19 protein-coding genes and 1 pseudogene are annotated in these 14,928 nt (G+C 47.9%); 10 read left to right on the forward strand and 10 right to left on the reverse strand.

Annotation, left to right across the window (positions count from 1 at the left end; genetic code table 11):
- The first annotated feature begins 2 nt into the window (after positions 1 to 2).
- The gene (locus AC2VDX_RS06960) at positions 3 to 332 is read left to right on the forward strand and encodes a YnfA family protein (RefSeq protein ID WP_378177879.1); all 330 of its coding nucleotides are present in this window, start codon (positions 3 to 5) and stop codon (positions 330 to 332) included.
- Between the two features lie 158 nt (positions 333 to 490).
- Here AC2VDX_RS06960 and AC2VDX_RS06965 read toward each other — a convergent pair whose 3' ends face one another.
- Together AC2VDX_RS06965 and AC2VDX_RS06970 are read right to left on the reverse strand one after the other, a co-directional pair.
- Entirely contained in the window at positions 491 to 1,450 is a 960-nt protein-coding gene (locus AC2VDX_RS06965) for an isoaspartyl peptidase/L-asparaginase (RefSeq protein ID WP_378177876.1), read from the reverse strand.
- A gap of 107 nt (positions 1,451 to 1,557) precedes the next feature.
- Positions 1,558 to 1,710 carry a DUF2256 domain-containing protein gene (locus tag AC2VDX_RS06970; RefSeq protein WP_378177993.1) on the reverse strand — a complete coding sequence of 51 codons (153 nt, stop codon included), beginning with the start codon at positions 1,708 to 1,710 and terminating at the stop codon, positions 1,558 to 1,560.
- A 113-nt stretch (positions 1,711 to 1,823) separates the two neighbouring features.
- On the opposite strand from AC2VDX_RS06970, the gene AC2VDX_RS06975 reads away from it, so the two are divergent.
- Both AC2VDX_RS06975 and AC2VDX_RS06980 read left to right on the forward strand, forming a co-directional pair.
- On the forward strand, positions 1,824 to 2,657 hold the full coding sequence (locus tag AC2VDX_RS06975; protein ID WP_378177873.1) for an RNA methyltransferase: 834 nt from the start codon (positions 1,824 to 1,826) through the stop codon (positions 2,655 to 2,657).
- A gap of 182 nt (positions 2,658 to 2,839) precedes the next feature.
- Positions 2,840 to 4,636 (forward strand): serine hydrolase, encoded by a 1,797-nt coding sequence (locus AC2VDX_RS06980; RefSeq protein ID WP_378177870.1) that lies wholly within the window; start codon positions 2,840 to 2,842, stop codon positions 4,634 to 4,636.
- Between the two features lie 169 nt (positions 4,637 to 4,805).
- On the opposite strand, the gene AC2VDX_RS06985 is transcribed toward AC2VDX_RS06980, so the two are convergent.
- The gene (locus AC2VDX_RS06985) at positions 4,806 to 5,117 is read right to left on the reverse strand and encodes a Ycf66 family protein (protein ID WP_378177867.1); all 312 of its coding nucleotides are present in this window, start codon (positions 5,115 to 5,117) and stop codon (positions 4,806 to 4,808) included.
- A 15-nt stretch (positions 5,118 to 5,132) separates the two neighbouring features.
- Positions 5,133 to 5,438: a Ycf66 family protein gene (locus AC2VDX_RS06990; protein ID WP_378177864.1), complete on the reverse strand. Its 306-nt coding sequence runs from the start codon at positions 5,436 to 5,438 to the stop codon at positions 5,133 to 5,135.
- 116 nt (positions 5,439 to 5,554) lie between these two features.
- Here AC2VDX_RS06990 and AC2VDX_RS06995 point away from each other — a divergent pair, with 116 nt between their 5' ends.
- Together AC2VDX_RS06995 and AC2VDX_RS07000 are read left to right on the forward strand one after the other, a co-directional pair.
- A complete protein-coding gene (locus AC2VDX_RS06995; RefSeq protein ID WP_378177990.1) occupies positions 5,555 to 7,012 on the forward strand; it encodes a RecQ family ATP-dependent DNA helicase in 1,458 nt (485 codons plus the stop codon).
- A gap of 79 nt (positions 7,013 to 7,091) precedes the next feature.
- Positions 7,092 to 7,637, forward strand: a complete 546-nt coding sequence (locus AC2VDX_RS07000) for a GNAT family N-acetyltransferase (RefSeq protein ID WP_378177861.1) — start codon at positions 7,092 to 7,094, stop codon at positions 7,635 to 7,637.
- 140 nt (positions 7,638 to 7,777) lie between these two features.
- Here AC2VDX_RS07000 and AC2VDX_RS07005 read toward each other — a convergent pair whose 3' ends face one another.
- Entirely contained in the window at positions 7,778 to 7,945 is a 168-nt protein-coding gene (locus AC2VDX_RS07005) for a hypothetical protein (protein WP_378177858.1), read from the reverse strand.
- Between the two features lie 7 nt (positions 7,946 to 7,952).
- A complete protein-coding gene (petN, locus tag AC2VDX_RS07010; RefSeq protein ID WP_190414712.1) occupies positions 7,953 to 8,042 on the reverse strand; it encodes a cytochrome b6-f complex subunit PetN in 90 nt (29 codons plus the stop codon).
- Positions 8,043 to 8,191: 149 nt separating this feature from the next.
- Between petN and AC2VDX_RS07015 the strand changes: the two genes are divergently transcribed.
- On the forward strand, positions 8,192 to 8,635 hold the full coding sequence (locus AC2VDX_RS07015) for a hypothetical protein (RefSeq protein ID WP_378177855.1): 444 nt from the start codon (positions 8,192 to 8,194) through the stop codon (positions 8,633 to 8,635).
- A gap of 38 nt (positions 8,636 to 8,673) precedes the next feature.
- Here AC2VDX_RS07015 and AC2VDX_RS07020 read toward each other — a convergent pair whose 3' ends face one another.
- Positions 8,674 to 9,303, reverse strand: coding sequence for a class I SAM-dependent methyltransferase (locus AC2VDX_RS07020; RefSeq protein ID WP_378177851.1), 630 nt, complete (start codon positions 9,301 to 9,303; stop codon positions 8,674 to 8,676).
- 82 nt (positions 9,304 to 9,385) lie between these two features.
- Between AC2VDX_RS07020 and AC2VDX_RS07025 the strand changes: the two genes are divergently transcribed.
- Complete coding sequence (locus AC2VDX_RS07025) at positions 9,386 to 10,087, forward strand: class I SAM-dependent methyltransferase (protein WP_378177848.1); 702 nt, start codon at positions 9,386 to 9,388, stop codon at positions 10,085 to 10,087.
- A gap of 158 nt (positions 10,088 to 10,245) precedes the next feature.
- On the opposite strand, the gene AC2VDX_RS07030 is transcribed toward AC2VDX_RS07025, so the two are convergent.
- Positions 10,246 to 11,355: an acyltransferase family protein gene (locus tag AC2VDX_RS07030; RefSeq protein WP_378177845.1), complete on the reverse strand. Its 1,110-nt coding sequence runs from the start codon at positions 11,353 to 11,355 to the stop codon at positions 10,246 to 10,248.
- A 303-nt stretch (positions 11,356 to 11,658) separates the two neighbouring features.
- On the opposite strand from AC2VDX_RS07030, the gene AC2VDX_RS07035 reads away from it, so the two are divergent.
- Positions 11,659 to 11,916, forward strand: a complete 258-nt coding sequence (locus AC2VDX_RS07035) for a hypothetical protein (protein WP_378177842.1) — start codon at positions 11,659 to 11,661, stop codon at positions 11,914 to 11,916.
- Here the strand turns inward: AC2VDX_RS07035 and AC2VDX_RS07040 are convergent.
- Positions 11,901 to 12,875 (reverse strand): cobalamin-binding protein, encoded by a 975-nt coding sequence (locus AC2VDX_RS07040; RefSeq protein WP_378177839.1) that lies wholly within the window; start codon positions 12,873 to 12,875, stop codon positions 11,901 to 11,903. The genes AC2VDX_RS07035 and AC2VDX_RS07040 overlap by 16 nt on opposite strands.
- 169 nt (positions 12,876 to 13,044) lie before the next feature.
- Between AC2VDX_RS07040 and AC2VDX_RS07045 the strand changes: the two are divergent.
- Positions 13,045 to 13,152: pseudogene (locus tag AC2VDX_RS07045) on the forward strand (response regulator); the annotation flags it as partial.
- Between the two features lie 107 nt (positions 13,153 to 13,259).
- Complete coding sequence (gene rpsD, locus AC2VDX_RS07050; protein ID WP_378177836.1) at positions 13,260 to 13,868, forward strand: 30S ribosomal protein S4; 609 nt, start codon at positions 13,260 to 13,262, stop codon at positions 13,866 to 13,868.
- 54 nt (positions 13,869 to 13,922) lie between these two features.
- On the opposite strand, the gene moaA is transcribed toward rpsD, so the two are convergent.
- Entirely contained in the window at positions 13,923 to 14,909 is a 987-nt protein-coding gene (gene moaA, locus AC2VDX_RS07055) for a GTP 3',8-cyclase MoaA (protein WP_378177833.1), read from the reverse strand.
- Between the last annotated feature and the right edge of the window lie 19 nt (positions 14,910 to 14,928).

Raw genomic sequence — 14,928 nt, forward strand, 5'->3', positions numbered from 1 at the left:
TAGTGGCAATTATCAAGTCTGTATTCTATTTCGTCTTAGCCGGGTTATGCGAAATAGGTGGAGGATATCTGATATGGCTTTGGCTGCGGGAAAATCAGAGTATTTGGTTTGCTTTCTTAGGAGCGATCGCGCTGATTCTCTATGGAATCATTCCGACGCTGCAACAAGCCAATTTTGGGCGAGTTTATGCAGCTTATGGAGGTGTCTTCATTGTTCTTTCTATTCTTTGGGGATGGCAAGTTGATAAGATAGCTCCAGACAAATTTGACCTGTTAGGAGGTTGGATGGCTCTACTTGGCGTGTTGATAGTTATGTATGCACCGAGAAGTTAATCCAGAATTCAGAACACACAATTCAGGAGTCAGAATACTCCACCCATAAATTCTGGGAGTGTTTTTTTGAACCCATAAGACACCAAGATAGAGAACTTCGTGTTTCCTTGGTGTCTATAGCGAAGAGAGCGCATGGCTACGCTAGAGTGACTTGGTGGTTAAGAAATAAAGCCGGATAGGGTGTCACCCGTCCATTCCAGGGTGTCGCCCATCTGTTCGCCAGTGTGAAAAGCGGCGAGGAGGACTTCGCTAGTTTTCCCAAACGCGATCGCTCCGGTTGCATCAATCCCAATCGCCCCAAAATCCCGCTGACGCCCACGCGCTTCGGTAAAGGAGCGCTCAAACGCATCTGCAAGGGACAAACCATCCGTCACCCGCACCACAATCCGCGCCGCCAGACATTCATCAATAATGTCTTCTCCAATCCCGGTACAGCTAATCGCCGCTTCAGCGGTCGCGTAGTTCCCCGCAGGCATTGCCGAATCGCTGACTCGACCAATCCGCTCAAAACCCTTGCCTCCCGTCGAAGTGCCTGCGGCTAAATTTCCCTGAGTGTCCAGAACCACGACTCCAATCGTGCCGCGTCCAGCCTCTGGGTCATCCACCAGCTCTTTTTCAGCCACAACCCCAGCAGCTTCTTTAATAAAATTCTCGCTCCGCTCTTGCAGCCACTCCTGCAAGCGAATCTCGATCATCGGATTGTAAATCGGAACCTGCAATTCCCGCACGAGTTCTGCCGACCCGTAATCTGATAGCACGCGATCGGGAGAAGCTTGTAAAGCTTGGGCCAGATCAATGGGATGTTGGACGCGCGATACATTAATCACGCCGCTCAATCGCTGAGTTGTCCCATCCATCAACGAGGCACTCATGCGAATTTGACCATCTGATTGCAGTACCGAACCTGTTCCCGCATTAAAGCGAGGATCGTCCTCCATCAAGTGACAACCATGCACCACTGCTGCTTGGGCAGTTGCTCCTGCCAACAGCAGGGTATAAACTTCTTCCACTACTTTGTAGAGTGACTTGCGGACTGCGTCAGCCCCCTCTTGACTTTTGAGGGCGCTACCGGCACCACCGTGAATAATCACCTTGGGTTGCACCTGATTCACTGACATATTTCAATCCTTTGTAATTTTTAATAAATACCAGTACTCAGCCTTGATTTCAGATTGGCGATGTTTTCAATCCAGGCATCCAAAATCTAAACTTGGGGTGCCGAGTGCTAATTGGCTTGGGTGCGGCGACGGCGACAGCGCTCCGAACAGTATTTCACATCATCCCAACAATCTGCCCATTTTTTACGCCAGGTGAAGGGACGTTGACATACCGGGCAAATTTTGCTGGGTAAGTCGGACTTGGAGCGATCGCGCTTCATGTTAATTTGACGATACATTGCCAATATTCAATTTTACGAAATAGATCGGAAATATGGTAATTATGTCCGCCCATAGAGAGATGCGCTTTTAGACTATTTTATTAATTTCAGTCATGGATGAGATTAGATTAGCTAGGGTGCGGATTGTATTGGTAGAGCCAGCAGGTCCGCTGAATGTAGGTTCTGTGGCTCGCGCGATGAAAAATATGGGATTGCGGCAGTTGGTGCTGGTGAATCCCCAATGCGATCGCCTCTCGAAAGAAGCAACGGATATGGCAGTTCATGCCTTAGACTTACTGGAATCGGCTCAGGTAGTAGCGACGATCCCAGAGGCATTACAAGGGTGCGTGAAAGCGATCGCCACCACTACCCGCCCCCGAACGTTAGAAACGCCGCTGGAAAATCCCAGAATCGCTTTACCTTGGTTGCTGGAAGAACCGCTACCATCAGCCTTGATCTTTGGCCCAGAAGATCGAGGGTTAAGTAATGTGGAATTAAACTATGCTCAGCGATTTGTACGCATTACCACCAATCCGGAGTATCCTTCTTTAAATCTGGCTCAAGCAGTTGGCATTTGTTGTTACGAGCTTTACCAAAATTGGTCAGCACTCAGCAGTCAGCCGCAAATCACTGCCAATCAACTGTACGGGCACGGAACTGCCATGCCCGTACCAACTGACAACCCACAACTGACAATTGACCCTGCCCCATTAGAAGTCTTGGATGGATATTATCAACAGATGGAAGCCGTGTTATTAAAAATGGGTTATCTCTATCCCCACACCGCCAGCAGCCGTATGGAAAAATTCCGGCGTCTGTTCAACCGAGCCAATCCCACCAAAGCAGAAGTGGCAATGCTCCGAGGCATTTTCAGCCAGATGGACTGGGCGCTACAATTTCTGCCACATTCTGTTGCTAATGAACCAGAACAGCAAGACGCACCATAAAATAAGCAAAAGTTGGTAGGAACGGTAGCGTTAGCGGTGTTGCTATACGCAAAAGCATTCGTTCCCTGATGCAAGTGATAGACCCTGGAAAAGTAAAGCCAAGGCTGAGCCAATACAGTGGTTAGTCACTCTTTATTAACAGCTAACAATTAACAATAACCATAGTGGTGGAGGAGTTAGGAGTGACTCAGCAGTCTGAAACTCAGTCAGTTGTGTCAGCGGTATCAGGAGGAAGTACGTTTAAAGATAATGGGCAAAGCCCAAACAATTCGTCCTCACCGAACCAACACAATCGTTCTGACATCCGCGAACGTCGACGGGGGCAACAAAAAAGACAACCCGCGTCGCAGAATCGACGCGAGGCACTCAAAACTACGCCCTTGAGCGTGAGCCGTGAAGCGACTGCGACGCCGCGAGGAAAGGGTCAAAGTTCAGCAAGGACGGGTTTCGGTTTGAGAAATGCGCCCCTGAAGACAGAACAAAAGAAATCTTCCCCGTCGCTACGCACTCGAAAGTCCTCCGGTGCCAGTCTGTCGCCGCGAGTGCAGTCAAATTCCGCTCCCAATCGTTCCTTGAGATCCACCACGCCAACTAGGACACCCTCGCAGTTCGGTTCCGATGTGAATCGTGGAAGACAGCGGATAGAAGCACCACTGCCCCAAACAAGCCGTCGCGATCGCTCGCGTCAAGGCGGTTCGATACTCAATCTAAGTCTGGGCGAGGCAGCGCGCCCTTACCCAGTCCCGTCACAGGGGAATGTGAGACGCTTTCAGAAACGCCCTCCTTCCCAGCCCGCAGGCACCCATAAGGGCGGGGGAACTTCACCTCAGCGCCGGACGCGATCGCCTGGACGCCCGGTTTCTCCTTGGCTGTACGGTGCCCGTCTGCTCATCTTGGGGGTGGGAATTGGCGCGATCGCTGGAACTGTTTTATCCGCTTGGGACCCGGCTACCCGCCAGATGGCAGGCGCTGCTAACAAGGAGTCAGTCCTCCTTCAGCAGTCAGCAGTTGGGGCGATTGGTAAAGCGCCAGGACAAAAATCACCTGCCCAATCTGACACGGCGATGGGTACGGCGGCGGGTACTTCCGTCCTGACGCTGAATCAAGAAATCCCATCGTTGAAAGCACAGGTACAGGCGCTGGTGACGCAAAATTCCAAATTAAATCCAGGAGTCTTTTTAGTAGAGTTGGATACAGGTGCCTATCTCGACTGGTCTGGTAACGAAACCTTCCCAGCCGCTAGCACAATTAAGGTGCCAATTCTCGTCGCCTTTTTCCAAGATGTGGATGCTGGAAAAATTCGTCTGGATGAACCGTTAACGCTAGAGAAAAATCTGATTGGTTCTGGTTCTGGCGATTTGCAGTACAAAAAACTAGGGACGAAGTACACCGCCCTAGAGGTGGCAACCAAGATGATTGCGATCAGTGACAACACCGCTACGAATATGCTGATTCATCGTCTGGGCGGTGTTGAGGCGCTGAATCAGCGGTTCCAATCTTGGGGATTGACGACAACCGTCATCCACAACGCCCTGCCCGACTTGGAAGGAACGAACACCACCAGTCCTAAAGAGTTGGCGACGGTGATGGCAATGGTCAATCAAGGGAATGTGGTGTCGGTGCCATCGCGCGATCGCATCTTGCATATCATGCAACAAACGGTGACAGATTCGTTGCTGCCACGAGGACTGGGGAAAGGTGCTAGCATCGCCCACAAAACCGGCGATATCGGCTCTGCGATCGCTGACGTTGGTTTAATTGATATGCCCACTGGCAAGCGCTACATTGCCGCTGTGATGGTGCAACGCCCCCACAATGACGGTAGCGCCTCAGAGTTGATTCGCCAGATATCTCGTGCAGCTTACCAACACTTCAGTCAACCGGCAACACCACCCAGTTCGACGGTAGCGCCTTCAGGAATCTCCAGCCCAATTCCTAAGTCTGTTACGGCTGAAAATCCTACCACTTTTGCTAATTAGTAATTAGTAAAAATGTCCGACGACTAAAGTCGCGGCTAAACAAACAAAGCCTGCCTTCGCAGGCTAATATAAAGCCTGCGAAGGCAGGCTTCGTTCTTCTAGCCCCAGGCTTCTAGCCTGTGGGCGTATATTTGCTATTAGCACTCTTTCACCGGACGATCTCGTTAATTTATCTGCGTCGCTCTATCCGCTCAATTACCATATCTTTCATCATCATATAAAGGATTAATAGAAATAAAAGAAATTGCCCAAATTGTAAAATTGGGTCTAAACGCCAACCTTGCAAAATTAAAATTATTCCGGAAACGATCAGCGAAGGCTCTATAATTGCCGATAGAACTTTATGTAATTTTAAAGCTGAAGCACTCAAGTTATTTGTTCGTCTGGATACTGCACCTCTAATTAAAATCAGGTGGCTTATAGCCAGAATAATATAAAACAAACCTAAAAAAGATGCTGAATTTAAACCAAAGTTGATCATTTCATAAACCTTTTTCTAATTTTCAATAAGATCGCTAGAAATATCTTTGATAATCATGCAAATAATCACCACAGTTAAAAGAAATTGTTCAAATTGAAGGATTGGGTCTAAACGCCAACCTTGAAATAATAAAATAAAGCCATACAAGAACATTAATATTGGTAAAAGTACGATTTGAACAACATAAAGAATTACGAACAAAGCACTCATCTGCCTTGAACGTTTAATTATTAAAATAATAGTGATAATCGGGTAAATTAAACCGATAATCCAATACATTAAACCGAGTAACGAGCCTAAATTTAAACCGTAATTTACCATTAATCGCACTCCTTCTAAAAGAAAAGTTAAAATAGACTACGCCGTATTGTGCTAGAGCTTAACATATCTTATTGCCAAGAGCAGACACTAGAAGCGATCGCATCTACATACTAATGATGAATAATTCTGAAACAACATCCTGGCAAGAAGTCCGCGACGCCTTTAAAAAAATCTGGGGATACGATGATTTTAGACCTCCACAGGGAGAAATTATTCGCAGCTTGTTGCAAAAGAAAGATGCCCTAATTGTGATGCCAACTGGCGGGGGAAAGTCGATTTGTTTTCAACTTCCAGCGCTACTGCAAACGGGACTCACGCTAGTGATTTCGCCCCTGGTGGCGCTGATGGAAAATCAAGTGCAAGAGTTGCGCGATCGCAATTTACCCGCTGCCTTGTTGCATAGCGAAGTACCGACTCACCAGCGACGGCAAACGCTGCAAACTCTAGAACATTTGAGATTATTGTACTTATCCCCAGAAACGCTGCTGAGTGCCCAAGTTTGGGAAAAGTTGTGTCAACCAAAACTAAAAATTAACGGGTTAATTCTAGATGAAGCGCATTGCTTAGTGCAGTGGGGAGAGACATTTCGACCAACTTATCGACGACTGGGCGCGATACGACCGGCGCTGCTAAAATTAAAGCCAGCTGGGACAAAAATAGCGATCGCAGCCTTCACCGCCACCGCCGATCCCTCAGCGCAGCAAACCATCCAACAAGTCTTACAACTCCAACAGCCAGCGGTTTTCAAAAATAGCCCATATCGGCAAAATCTACACCTCAAAGTGCAAACTATTTGGACACCCAGAGGACGCCGCCAAGGGTTATTCAAGTTTATTCAGGAAAGACCAAAACAAGCAGGGTTAGTCTACGTCCGCACCAGGCGAGATAGCGAACAATTAACTCAGTTGCTTAGCGATCGCGGTTATGCAACAGCAGCTTATCACGCGGGGCTGAGTCCAGAGGAACGCCGCTCGATTGAAGCGAATTGGCTGAGTGATAAAATGCCTTTTGTTGTGTGTACCTGCGCCTTCGGCATGGGGATTAACAAGTCTAATGTCAGGTGGGTAGTTCACTTCCACTCGCCTTTGCTGCTTTCCGAGTACGTGCAGGAAGTGGGGAGAGCCGGACGAGATGGTAAATTATCTGAAGCACTAACCTTGGTGAGCGAACCGACGGGGTGGCTGAACCCGGAGGATAAGCAAAGACGGGAATTTTTTGCCGGAAAGATGCGATCGCAATACCGAGACGCCCAGCAACTTGCATCCAAACTCCCGCCACAGGGGGAAGTAGCCGCCATAGCGAAGCAGTTTCGAGACGGGGAAGTAGCTCTCGCCCTCCTCCACAGTGCCGGACAATTGGAGTGGCAAGATCCCTTCCATTATGTTCGGCGTTCGGTCGGGAAATCTCGCTCTTTTGGCGAACTCAGTACCCAGCAGCAGCAAGTGCAGTCTCAGATGGCTCAATACCTGAACACGCGACAGTGTCGCTGGCAGTTTTTGTTACAGGCTTTTGGCTTCACCCAAGAGGCAGCTGGCTGGCGATGCGGACACTGCGATAATTGCGCTCGACGCTAATCTTAGGAATCTGTATCAGTCGTTAACCCCCTGTGAGTAACGTTGAAGATGAAGTTGGTTTTAACTTCGGAATTGAGTCATGCTTGTTCAAACTCATCGTCTGCTGCTGCGCGAATTTACGGAAGCCGACTGGTCTGCCGTTTTAGCATATCAATCCACCGCAGCATATCAACGCTTTTATCCAGAGGTCGGACGCACTGAGGCAGACGCTCGTGCCTTCGTTAATCGCTTCCTCCTGTGGCAGCAGGAAAAGCCCCGATGGAGGTATCAGTGGGCAGTCGCTCTACGGAGACAGGACGGACTGATTGGTAATTGCGGTATCCGCAAAAGCGATCGCGATGCCCCAGAAGCAGAGATTGGGTGTGAATTGGCTCCCGAACACTGGGGCCGAAATTATCCCGCTGAAATGGGTCGCCTGCTACTACACTTTGGCTTTACAGAGCTTGGTCTGCATCGCATTTACGCACACTGTATCGCTGAAAATAGAGGGGCGGTATCATTGGCCCAGAAGCTTGGTATGAGCCAAGAAGGTCGGTTGCGAGAGCATGTCAGCATCCGAGGACGGTGGCATGACACGCTCGTATACGGCATCTTGAAGCAGGAATGGGAGGCGATAGTTGAATAACACCGGGCTAATATCAAATGTGTATAATTGCCCATCATAAAAGAACTTCACCCCCAACCCCTTGCCGCTTGCGGGTAGGCAGCAAAAAGCAAAAGGCAAAAGGCAAAAGAAACAATTTTTACTTTTGCCTTTTCTAGACCCTAAACTTTAGTTGAGCGACGACGAGAGGGCTTATTCTCTCGCTTCTCCCGATCTTGACGACGGCGATCGCGCCATTCTATCGCTGTCAGATAGACGATACCCCCAGAAACCACCATCAACAGGGCGAAGGTAGAAAAAGCTAGAACAGTCAGGACAGAAATTTCCACGATGCTTTTAGAAACCGTTACGACCCCAAATGACCATTGAAATCGACCAAGTAAACAGAACCAAAACTGAAACCCAACCCAGCGTCAAAATATCCATAGTTGTATGTAAAGATAAATGCCCACGCATCACTCCAGCGCCTATCATAATTCAATTTGAGGCATCTATGGCAGACCTCGGCTAATGACGAGTGTGCCAAGAAAACCTTTAACTGAACTAGGAGCGATTTTCACAGGATATTGCACGAGATGGTCGATCGGCTTGAGCGAATAGAATCTATCAAGGCAGGAACTGTTGCTGCTTTGTCTTTTTTCCTGGGTTATGGCATTGCTACTCTGAGCAATATTCTCGTGCTGTCGGAGCAGTTTGAGACACTTGCCAATCTGAAAGTCACCAATGGCGTTCACTTTCTGGTGAGTGTGGCGATCGCTGCTTTGAGTGGCTTTCTCTTTGGCGTCACTTACCGCTATATTATTCGGGAAGACCGCAACCCGCACCTCAAGACTGGCGCAGTGTTTGCCTTTGGGTTGGTGCGGGGATTAGGGCAAGTGGAGGTTGGGTTGAATTTTCCCGATGCCTTCTGGTCGTTTGGGATTCTGGGAGGAGAGAGTATTTTGCTGTTTGCGATCGCTCGTCTCCTCCTCGACTGGACAATTCAGCTAGGCTGGGTAAAACCATTTAAGTCAAGCTAAATTCCTCAAACTCTGGTTGCCCATACATCATATTTCGGTCAACCGCTGATTTGAATTTTTAATTTCTTCCTCGCCACCATCACCAGCCAAGATTGAGCTTCACAGGGCAATCCTGGGGGACGATAGTAGTGGTGGAGAATCTCAAAATCAGCTTGTTCTAGACAGGGTGCCAAAGTTTCATATTCCCACCCAGAAACAAAGCGATAGCCGGTTGGACGAACGCTATAGCCCTCGCTATCTCCACGACAAATAGAGATAATAATTGCACCGCCAGGAACCAGCGCTTGATGCAAATCCTTCAGCACCTTCACCATTTGGGCATGAGGAACGTGAAGTAGCGATGCATTCGCAAAAATCCCATCAAATGTTTCTGGCGGCAGGTCAAGATTGAAAAACGACTGCTGCCAAACCTCACAACCCCACGTTCGTGCCATTTCCACAAACGCAGGCGTTGCATCCAAGCCAATTGCAGTATGCCCCTGACGTTTGAATGCCAGCAAGTCGCGTCCGGGACCACAGCCTAGATCGAGGATTTTACCTGGATTTCTAGGCATCGCCGCTACCAAGGCATCCCGATTTTGGGAAACATCGTGATCCCAAGTTCCCTCCCGGAAAGCTTCCGCCGCCGCTTGGTACTCGGCAATTGTCAGTTGCTCGTGTTCCTGCACAATCCTTCGCCTTGCTCAAAGCTAATAGAATCTTAGTATTCTCTATTTCCTGCGTGTTCTCTGTACCTCTGTGGTTTAAATTATGTTTCCTGGAGAAGTATTCGCCAACACCGCTGATTTTGACACTGGGATTCGCCAGCTGTTGCCACGCTATGACGAAATGCTGGATGCGATCGCCCGTTGTCTACCCTCTACAACCAAAACTATCCTAGAACTCGGCTGCGGCACCGGCGAACTCAGTTTAAAGATACTCAAGCGCTGCCCTGATGCCCAACTGGTTGCCGTAGATTACTCTCCTCGGATGATCCAGTTTGCACAAAAAAAACTCCACGCAGCAGGCTATGCAGAGTGGACGGGAATTGAAGCCGACTTCGGGGACTGGGCGAATCATGCGCTGGAGCTGGGAGAAAGCTTTGATGCCTGTATCTCATCCCTGGCAATTCACCATCTCACTCACGAAATGAAGTTGAAATTATTTCAGCGGATTCGTGAAAGCCTCAACCCAGGCGGTGTCTTTTGGAACGCAGATCCCATCCTACCGGAATCACCGGCGATGCAGGAAATTTACCAAACGGCGCGAGAAGAATGGACATTGCAGCAAGGAACAACGCTGGCAGAAATTCGCGACAAAATTGGTAAGAGTAATCCTCAAGGTTACTCCGGTCAAGATCAATTAGCGACTCTAACCTCCCACCTGGAAATGCTGACAATTGCTGGGTTTGGTACAGTGGCTGTTCCTTGGAAGTATTACGGTTTAGCCGTGTTTGGCGGTTTTGTAGGATAAGCTTTCAATCCCAATACGGTTCGGTTAAAGCTAGTAGGTTGGGTTGAGGTACGAAACCCAACCTACAATTATTGTTAATTATAAGGGAAAGTTTATAGCTCCTATCCGGCGAGGGAAGAGGTTAACAATCATAAGTATCGAGGTGGGCATTGCTCATCTTACTGCTGTAATGCTTGAGTGCGTTTATATGCCAAAATTGCTGAGGATAGGGCTGAACGTTTACTCAGGGAAAATAGGTAAGGAAATTTTATCTTTTTTGTTAGTTCGTATAACAGGATTGGTAATATCAAACTGAAAAAAGTTAGCAGAATGATATGTAAAACCACATGATTGATGTGAAGACCTTTTTGTAGGAAGATTCTAGTTGCTCCCATTGCTAACATATGAGCTAAATAGATGGGCATCGATAAAAAACCTAGGTAGCGAAGAATATCTAATTTTTTTATTTCCGCCAAGTAGAAGGACATTCCTAAGATAAATATGATTCCTCCAGATGCCATGAAAAATCTAGTTCCTGGTTGTTCGCTTAAACCAAAGTGCAAAATGGTCATTTGAAAAATTACAAATATCAGCGCGATCGCGCCGATTTGCTGCTTGTTCAATTTAAGCAAGGTACTCGGAATATTTCTCAAGTCATTCTGCAACCAGCGTGCCACAATTGCCCCAATGACGAAAAACACAAACATACTCATAAATTTAGTGAGAATTTCGCTGGGCGCATAAGGATTCAGCAAGTAAATTAAAATAGAGAAAGAAAGCAAAATATATATATTGATAAATTTTTGAGCAACCACAAAGACTATATAAGCAGCAAATAAAGCATATAAAAACCAAAGGGTAATCAGAGGAATGGGGTTAAAAGCAATGTAAAATGGTAAATCTTTAAACTGCAATTTGATGGGATTATTAGTATAAGCTGACATCAAAACCAAAATACTACCTTGGATAACAGACCAAAGTAAGTAGGGATAAACAATTGTATTAAATTTATCCCACCAAAATTTTTTCTTACCTTTCAATAAGCTTTTTTCTACAAATAAACCGGAAAGAAAAAAGAAAAGTGGCATATGAAAGCTAGAAATAAAATTAAAAGAGTAATCATGAAATAAATCATGCATTCCCATTCCAGCATTTTTGAGGTTTGTTAAAACATGGACATAGACAACTAAAATGATGCCGATGCCTTTGGCATAATCAATCCAGTCAAGTCTACTGCTTGATAATTCCGGCTTAGTTGGTAAAATTTGTAATTCTTCGACAGGCTTCATAATCTTGGTAGTTCCCCTTAATTGCAGTGCTGCATGATTAATGGAACCAGCGATGCCTGTTTTATCAAGTGAAGGATATGGCTTCCGTAAAGACTACAGAAACGCGATATTTCGGCTGCTACGTGCAACTTCTTTGCAAGTTCCGCAGCGAGTCAGACAAAAAAATCAACCTTCAGCTAGATGTAGACAGACACATCTTTAGGTATCAGCACTCTTAAACTACTATCTTCCTCTGGATAGTAGACCGAGGTCAGCCCAAAGATAGATTTTTTTGTGAAGAAAGTATGACGCCTATAACGTGGAATGTGGAATGACCCAATAAGCACTCCCATCCAGTACCCTCTCAGCCCTCAGACCTCAGTCCTCAGCCCTCAGCCCTCAGCCCTCAGCCCTCAGCCCTCAGCCCTCAGTCCTCAGTCCTCACTCCTCACTCCTCACTCCTCAGTCCTCAGCCCTCACTCCTCAGTCCTCACTCCTCACTCCTCAGTCCTCAGTCCTCACTCCTCACTCCTCACTCCTCAGCCCTCAGCCCTCAGTCCTCAGTCCTATAACGGGGAATGACCCAATAAGCACTCCCAGCCAGTACCCTCGTATCCAAAGTGGAAGCTTTCGGGATGCAGAATTTCGGCTAAAATTTCCAGGGAATCTACCAAGCGGGGACCGGGACGGTTGAAGTAGGCGTTGCCATCGGTGATGTAAACTCTGCCGGTTTGTATGGCTTGCAAGCTTTGCCATTCGGGACGTTGGAGTAGCGGCATTGCTTCAGAGCGAGTGCGGTTTAAATCGAAGCCACAGGGCATGAAGATGATGACAGTGGGGTCAGAGGATGCGATCGCTTCCCACTTCAACCAAGGAGAATGTTCACCCTCAACGCCGAATAGAGATAGACCTCCAGCCATTTTGACTAATTCGGGAATCCAATTTCCCGCTGCCATCAGAGGATCGATCCACTCGATACAGGCAACAGTAGGACGATCCCCCCCTAGCCCCCCCTTAGTAAGGGGAGGATGAGAGGTAAGTGCTGGCGTCTTTTGCACGCAAGCGTCGATGCGAGACTGTAAACTAGCCAGCACGGGTGGCGCTGCGACACCCAAGGCGTCGGCGACTCGTTGAATATCTGCCCAGACATCGCTTAAAAAATTAGGCTGTAAGGAAATAATCTGCGGCTGACTGCGCGTAAGCGTAGCAACCGCTTGCTCGACTTCTGAGAGGCTGACGGCACAGACTTCACACTGAGCCTGAGTCAAAATGTGGGTGGGTTGCAGCTGTTCCAGAACGTCGGTTTTGACTTGATAAACACTGAGAGCAGATTGCAACAAATCCGTAACGCGATCGTGAATTTCCGGACTGGTGCCTTCGGGGTTAAATTTGGGCTGGGTGCAGACGGGCAAATTTTGGATTTCTTTTGGATAGTCGCATTCATGCGATCGCCCGACAATCGCATCAGTTAGCCCCAAGATCGCTAAAATTTCGGTAGCACTGGGAATTAGAGACACAATTTTTAGGTTTGAATGAGTCACTTATCCAACTCCACAACAACTTTTCTCTAGAACTCATCATCAATTCTTTCTATCAAACAGTTCCAGAACGGCACTTACGCTGTATAGAAAACAGCTTTATTGGTTAGGGCTAAACCACGAATATGCCTCAATCTCATTCTCGTCTACTTTACTTTCCTACAAATAGCGTCTCCATGCCAATTTCATCAATAAGCCGATTGACCTGGATCGGTTCCTGCGTGTGGTGCAGTCAATCGAGGACTTCTGGCTCACCATCGTCAAACTTCCCCCAAAGTAGAAAAAGCGAAAGGACAAATATTTTTCTTTTCACTTTTAATTTCTCCTAGATTGGGCTTACAATGATAGTTTTGGTTAAAGTTTGAAGGGTACACAAGAGGAAGCTATATGTCCCGATATCGAGGCCCACGCCTCAGAATTGTGCGTCGTTTGGGCGATCTGCCCGGTTTAACTCGCAAGTCAGCCCGCCGTGCATATCCACCTGGACAGCATGGTCAAGCCCGGAAGAAGCGCTCTGAGTATGCTATCCGACTAGAGGAAAAGCAGAAACTCCGCTTCAATTATGGCTTGAGTGAAAAGCAGCTGCTGCGTTACGTGCGGAAAGCACGTCGCGCCACGGGTTCCACGGGTCAAGCATTGCTGCAACAGTTGGAAATGCGTCTGGATAACACCGTTTTCCGGATGGGGATGGCTCCCACGATTCCTGGGGCGCGTCAGCTGGTGAATCACTGTCATGTGATGGTGAATGGTCGCACGGTCAATATTCCCAGCTATCAGTGCCGTCCGGGAGAGGTGATTAGTGTCCGCGATAATGAGCGATCGCGCCGGTTAGTGCAACAGAACCTAGAATATCCAGGTTTGGCAAATATGCCCAGCCATCTAGAGTTTGACAAAACCAAGATGACTGGCAAAGTCAACGGCGTGATTGAGCGCGAATGGATCGCGCTGCAAATCAACGAACTGCTGGTGGTTGAGTACTACTCACGCCAAGCTTAAGAGAATTTTGAGTTTTGAATGAGTCATTAATTATTCAAAACTCAAAATTATTTGTTAGCCTCCAATTTGCGACATGGTGCGGGTATACGCACCAGTCGTGCCAGAATCTCGCTGCTTATAGTTAATCTCTGGTTTCATTAACAGCAATTGCTGCACTTTATTCCGTAGTTCGGCTGTATCAACACCGGCGCGGAGGGCGGTTTTTAGGTCAATTTGACCCGTCTCATTCAGCAGACAAGGACGCAATATGCCATCAGCAGATAGCCGCATCCGGTTACAGCGATCGCAAAAACACTCGGACATCTGACTGATAAATCCCAGCGTCCCTTTGGCTCCGGGAATCTGGAAGACATCGGCAGGACCGTTACCACGAACATAAGATTCTGTCAAGCCAAAAGTGTCGCGGATGCGTTGTCGCAAATCGGCGGATGCCACCCATCCATTGCCGACAAATAACCGATCGTTGCCAATTGGCATAAACTCAATAAACCGGACGTGCCATTGCCGGTCAATTGTCAAGGCAGCCAGATCCAGCACTTCTTGGTCGTTGACATCGGGAATGACCACCACATTCAGCTTCAGGGGATCGAACCCGACGCGATGGGCGGCTTGAATTCCGTCCCAGACTTTCTGCCACTGAGAACGACCGCGATTGCCAATAATTTTGTCAAAGGTTTCGGGATTGAGCGAATCCAGACTGATATTTAGGCGTCGCAACCCGGCGTCGTAGAGTTGTTGCGCCATCGGGGCGAGTAAAAATCCGTTGGTGGTCATTGAGAGGTCTTGAGTTTCGGGCAGGGAAGCGATCGCCCTCACCAACTCCACCACCCCCGGACGCAGTAGCGGTTCGCCCCCAGTCAGACGAAACCGAGTAAATCCTACCGGGATAAACACCTCTTCGATCAGGGTGAGCAATTCCTCATGAGTTAACAGCTGTTGCTGCAAAATGTAGTCAAGCTCAGCACCCTCCGGCATACAGTACTGACACCGGAAATTGCAGCGGTCAATTAAGCTAATCCGAAGGTAGTCTACCTGATTCATGTTTTTTTTGGGGTTGATG

The sequence above is a fragment of the Coleofasciculus sp. H7-1 genome, from assembly GCF_057473865.1.

Bases quoted from the DNA above. Each gene is read 5' to 3' on its own strand.
- AC2VDX_RS06975 (WP_378177873.1), top strand. From the start codon at position 1,824: ATGGATGAGATTAGATTAGCTAGGGTGCGGATTGTATTGGTAGAGCCA.
- AC2VDX_RS06985 (WP_378177867.1), bottom strand. From the start codon at position 5,117: ATGATCAACTTTGGTTTAAATTCAGCATCTTTTTTAGGTTTGTTTTAT.
- rpsD (WP_378177836.1), top strand. From the start codon at position 13,260: ATGTCCCGATATCGAGGCCCACGCCTCAGAATTGTGCGTCGTTTGGGC.
- moaA (WP_378177833.1), bottom strand. From the start codon at position 14,909: ATGAATCAGGTAGACTACCTTCGGATTAGCTTAATTGACCGCTGCAAT.
- AC2VDX_RS07015 (WP_378177855.1), top strand. From the start codon at position 8,192: ATGGTCGATCGGCTTGAGCGAATAGAATCTATCAAGGCAGGAACTGTT.
- AC2VDX_RS07030 (WP_378177845.1), bottom strand. From the start codon at position 11,355: ATGAAGCCTGTCGAAGAATTACAAATTTTACCAACTAAGCCGGAATTA.
- AC2VDX_RS07000 (WP_378177861.1), top strand. From the start codon at position 7,092: ATGCTTGTTCAAACTCATCGTCTGCTGCTGCGCGAATTTACGGAAGCC.
- AC2VDX_RS07035 (WP_378177842.1), top strand. From the start codon at position 11,659: ATGTGGAATGACCCAATAAGCACTCCCATCCAGTACCCTCTCAGCCCT.
- AC2VDX_RS06990 (WP_378177864.1), bottom strand. From the start codon at position 5,438: ATGGTAAATTACGGTTTAAATTTAGGCTCGTTACTCGGTTTAATGTAT.
- AC2VDX_RS06995 (WP_378177990.1), top strand. From the start codon at position 5,555: ATGAATAATTCTGAAACAACATCCTGGCAAGAAGTCCGCGACGCCTTT.
- petN (WP_190414712.1), bottom strand. From the start codon at position 8,042: ATGGATATTTTGACGCTGGGTTGGGTTTCAGTTTTGGTTCTGTTTACT.
- AC2VDX_RS07025 (WP_378177848.1), top strand. From the start codon at position 9,386: ATGTTTCCTGGAGAAGTATTCGCCAACACCGCTGATTTTGACACTGGG.
- AC2VDX_RS06965 (WP_378177876.1), bottom strand. From the start codon at position 1,450: ATGTCAGTGAATCAGGTGCAACCCAAGGTGATTATTCACGGTGGTGCC.
- AC2VDX_RS06970 (WP_378177993.1), bottom strand. From the start codon at position 1,710: ATGAAGCGCGATCGCTCCAAGTCCGACTTACCCAGCAAAATTTGCCCG.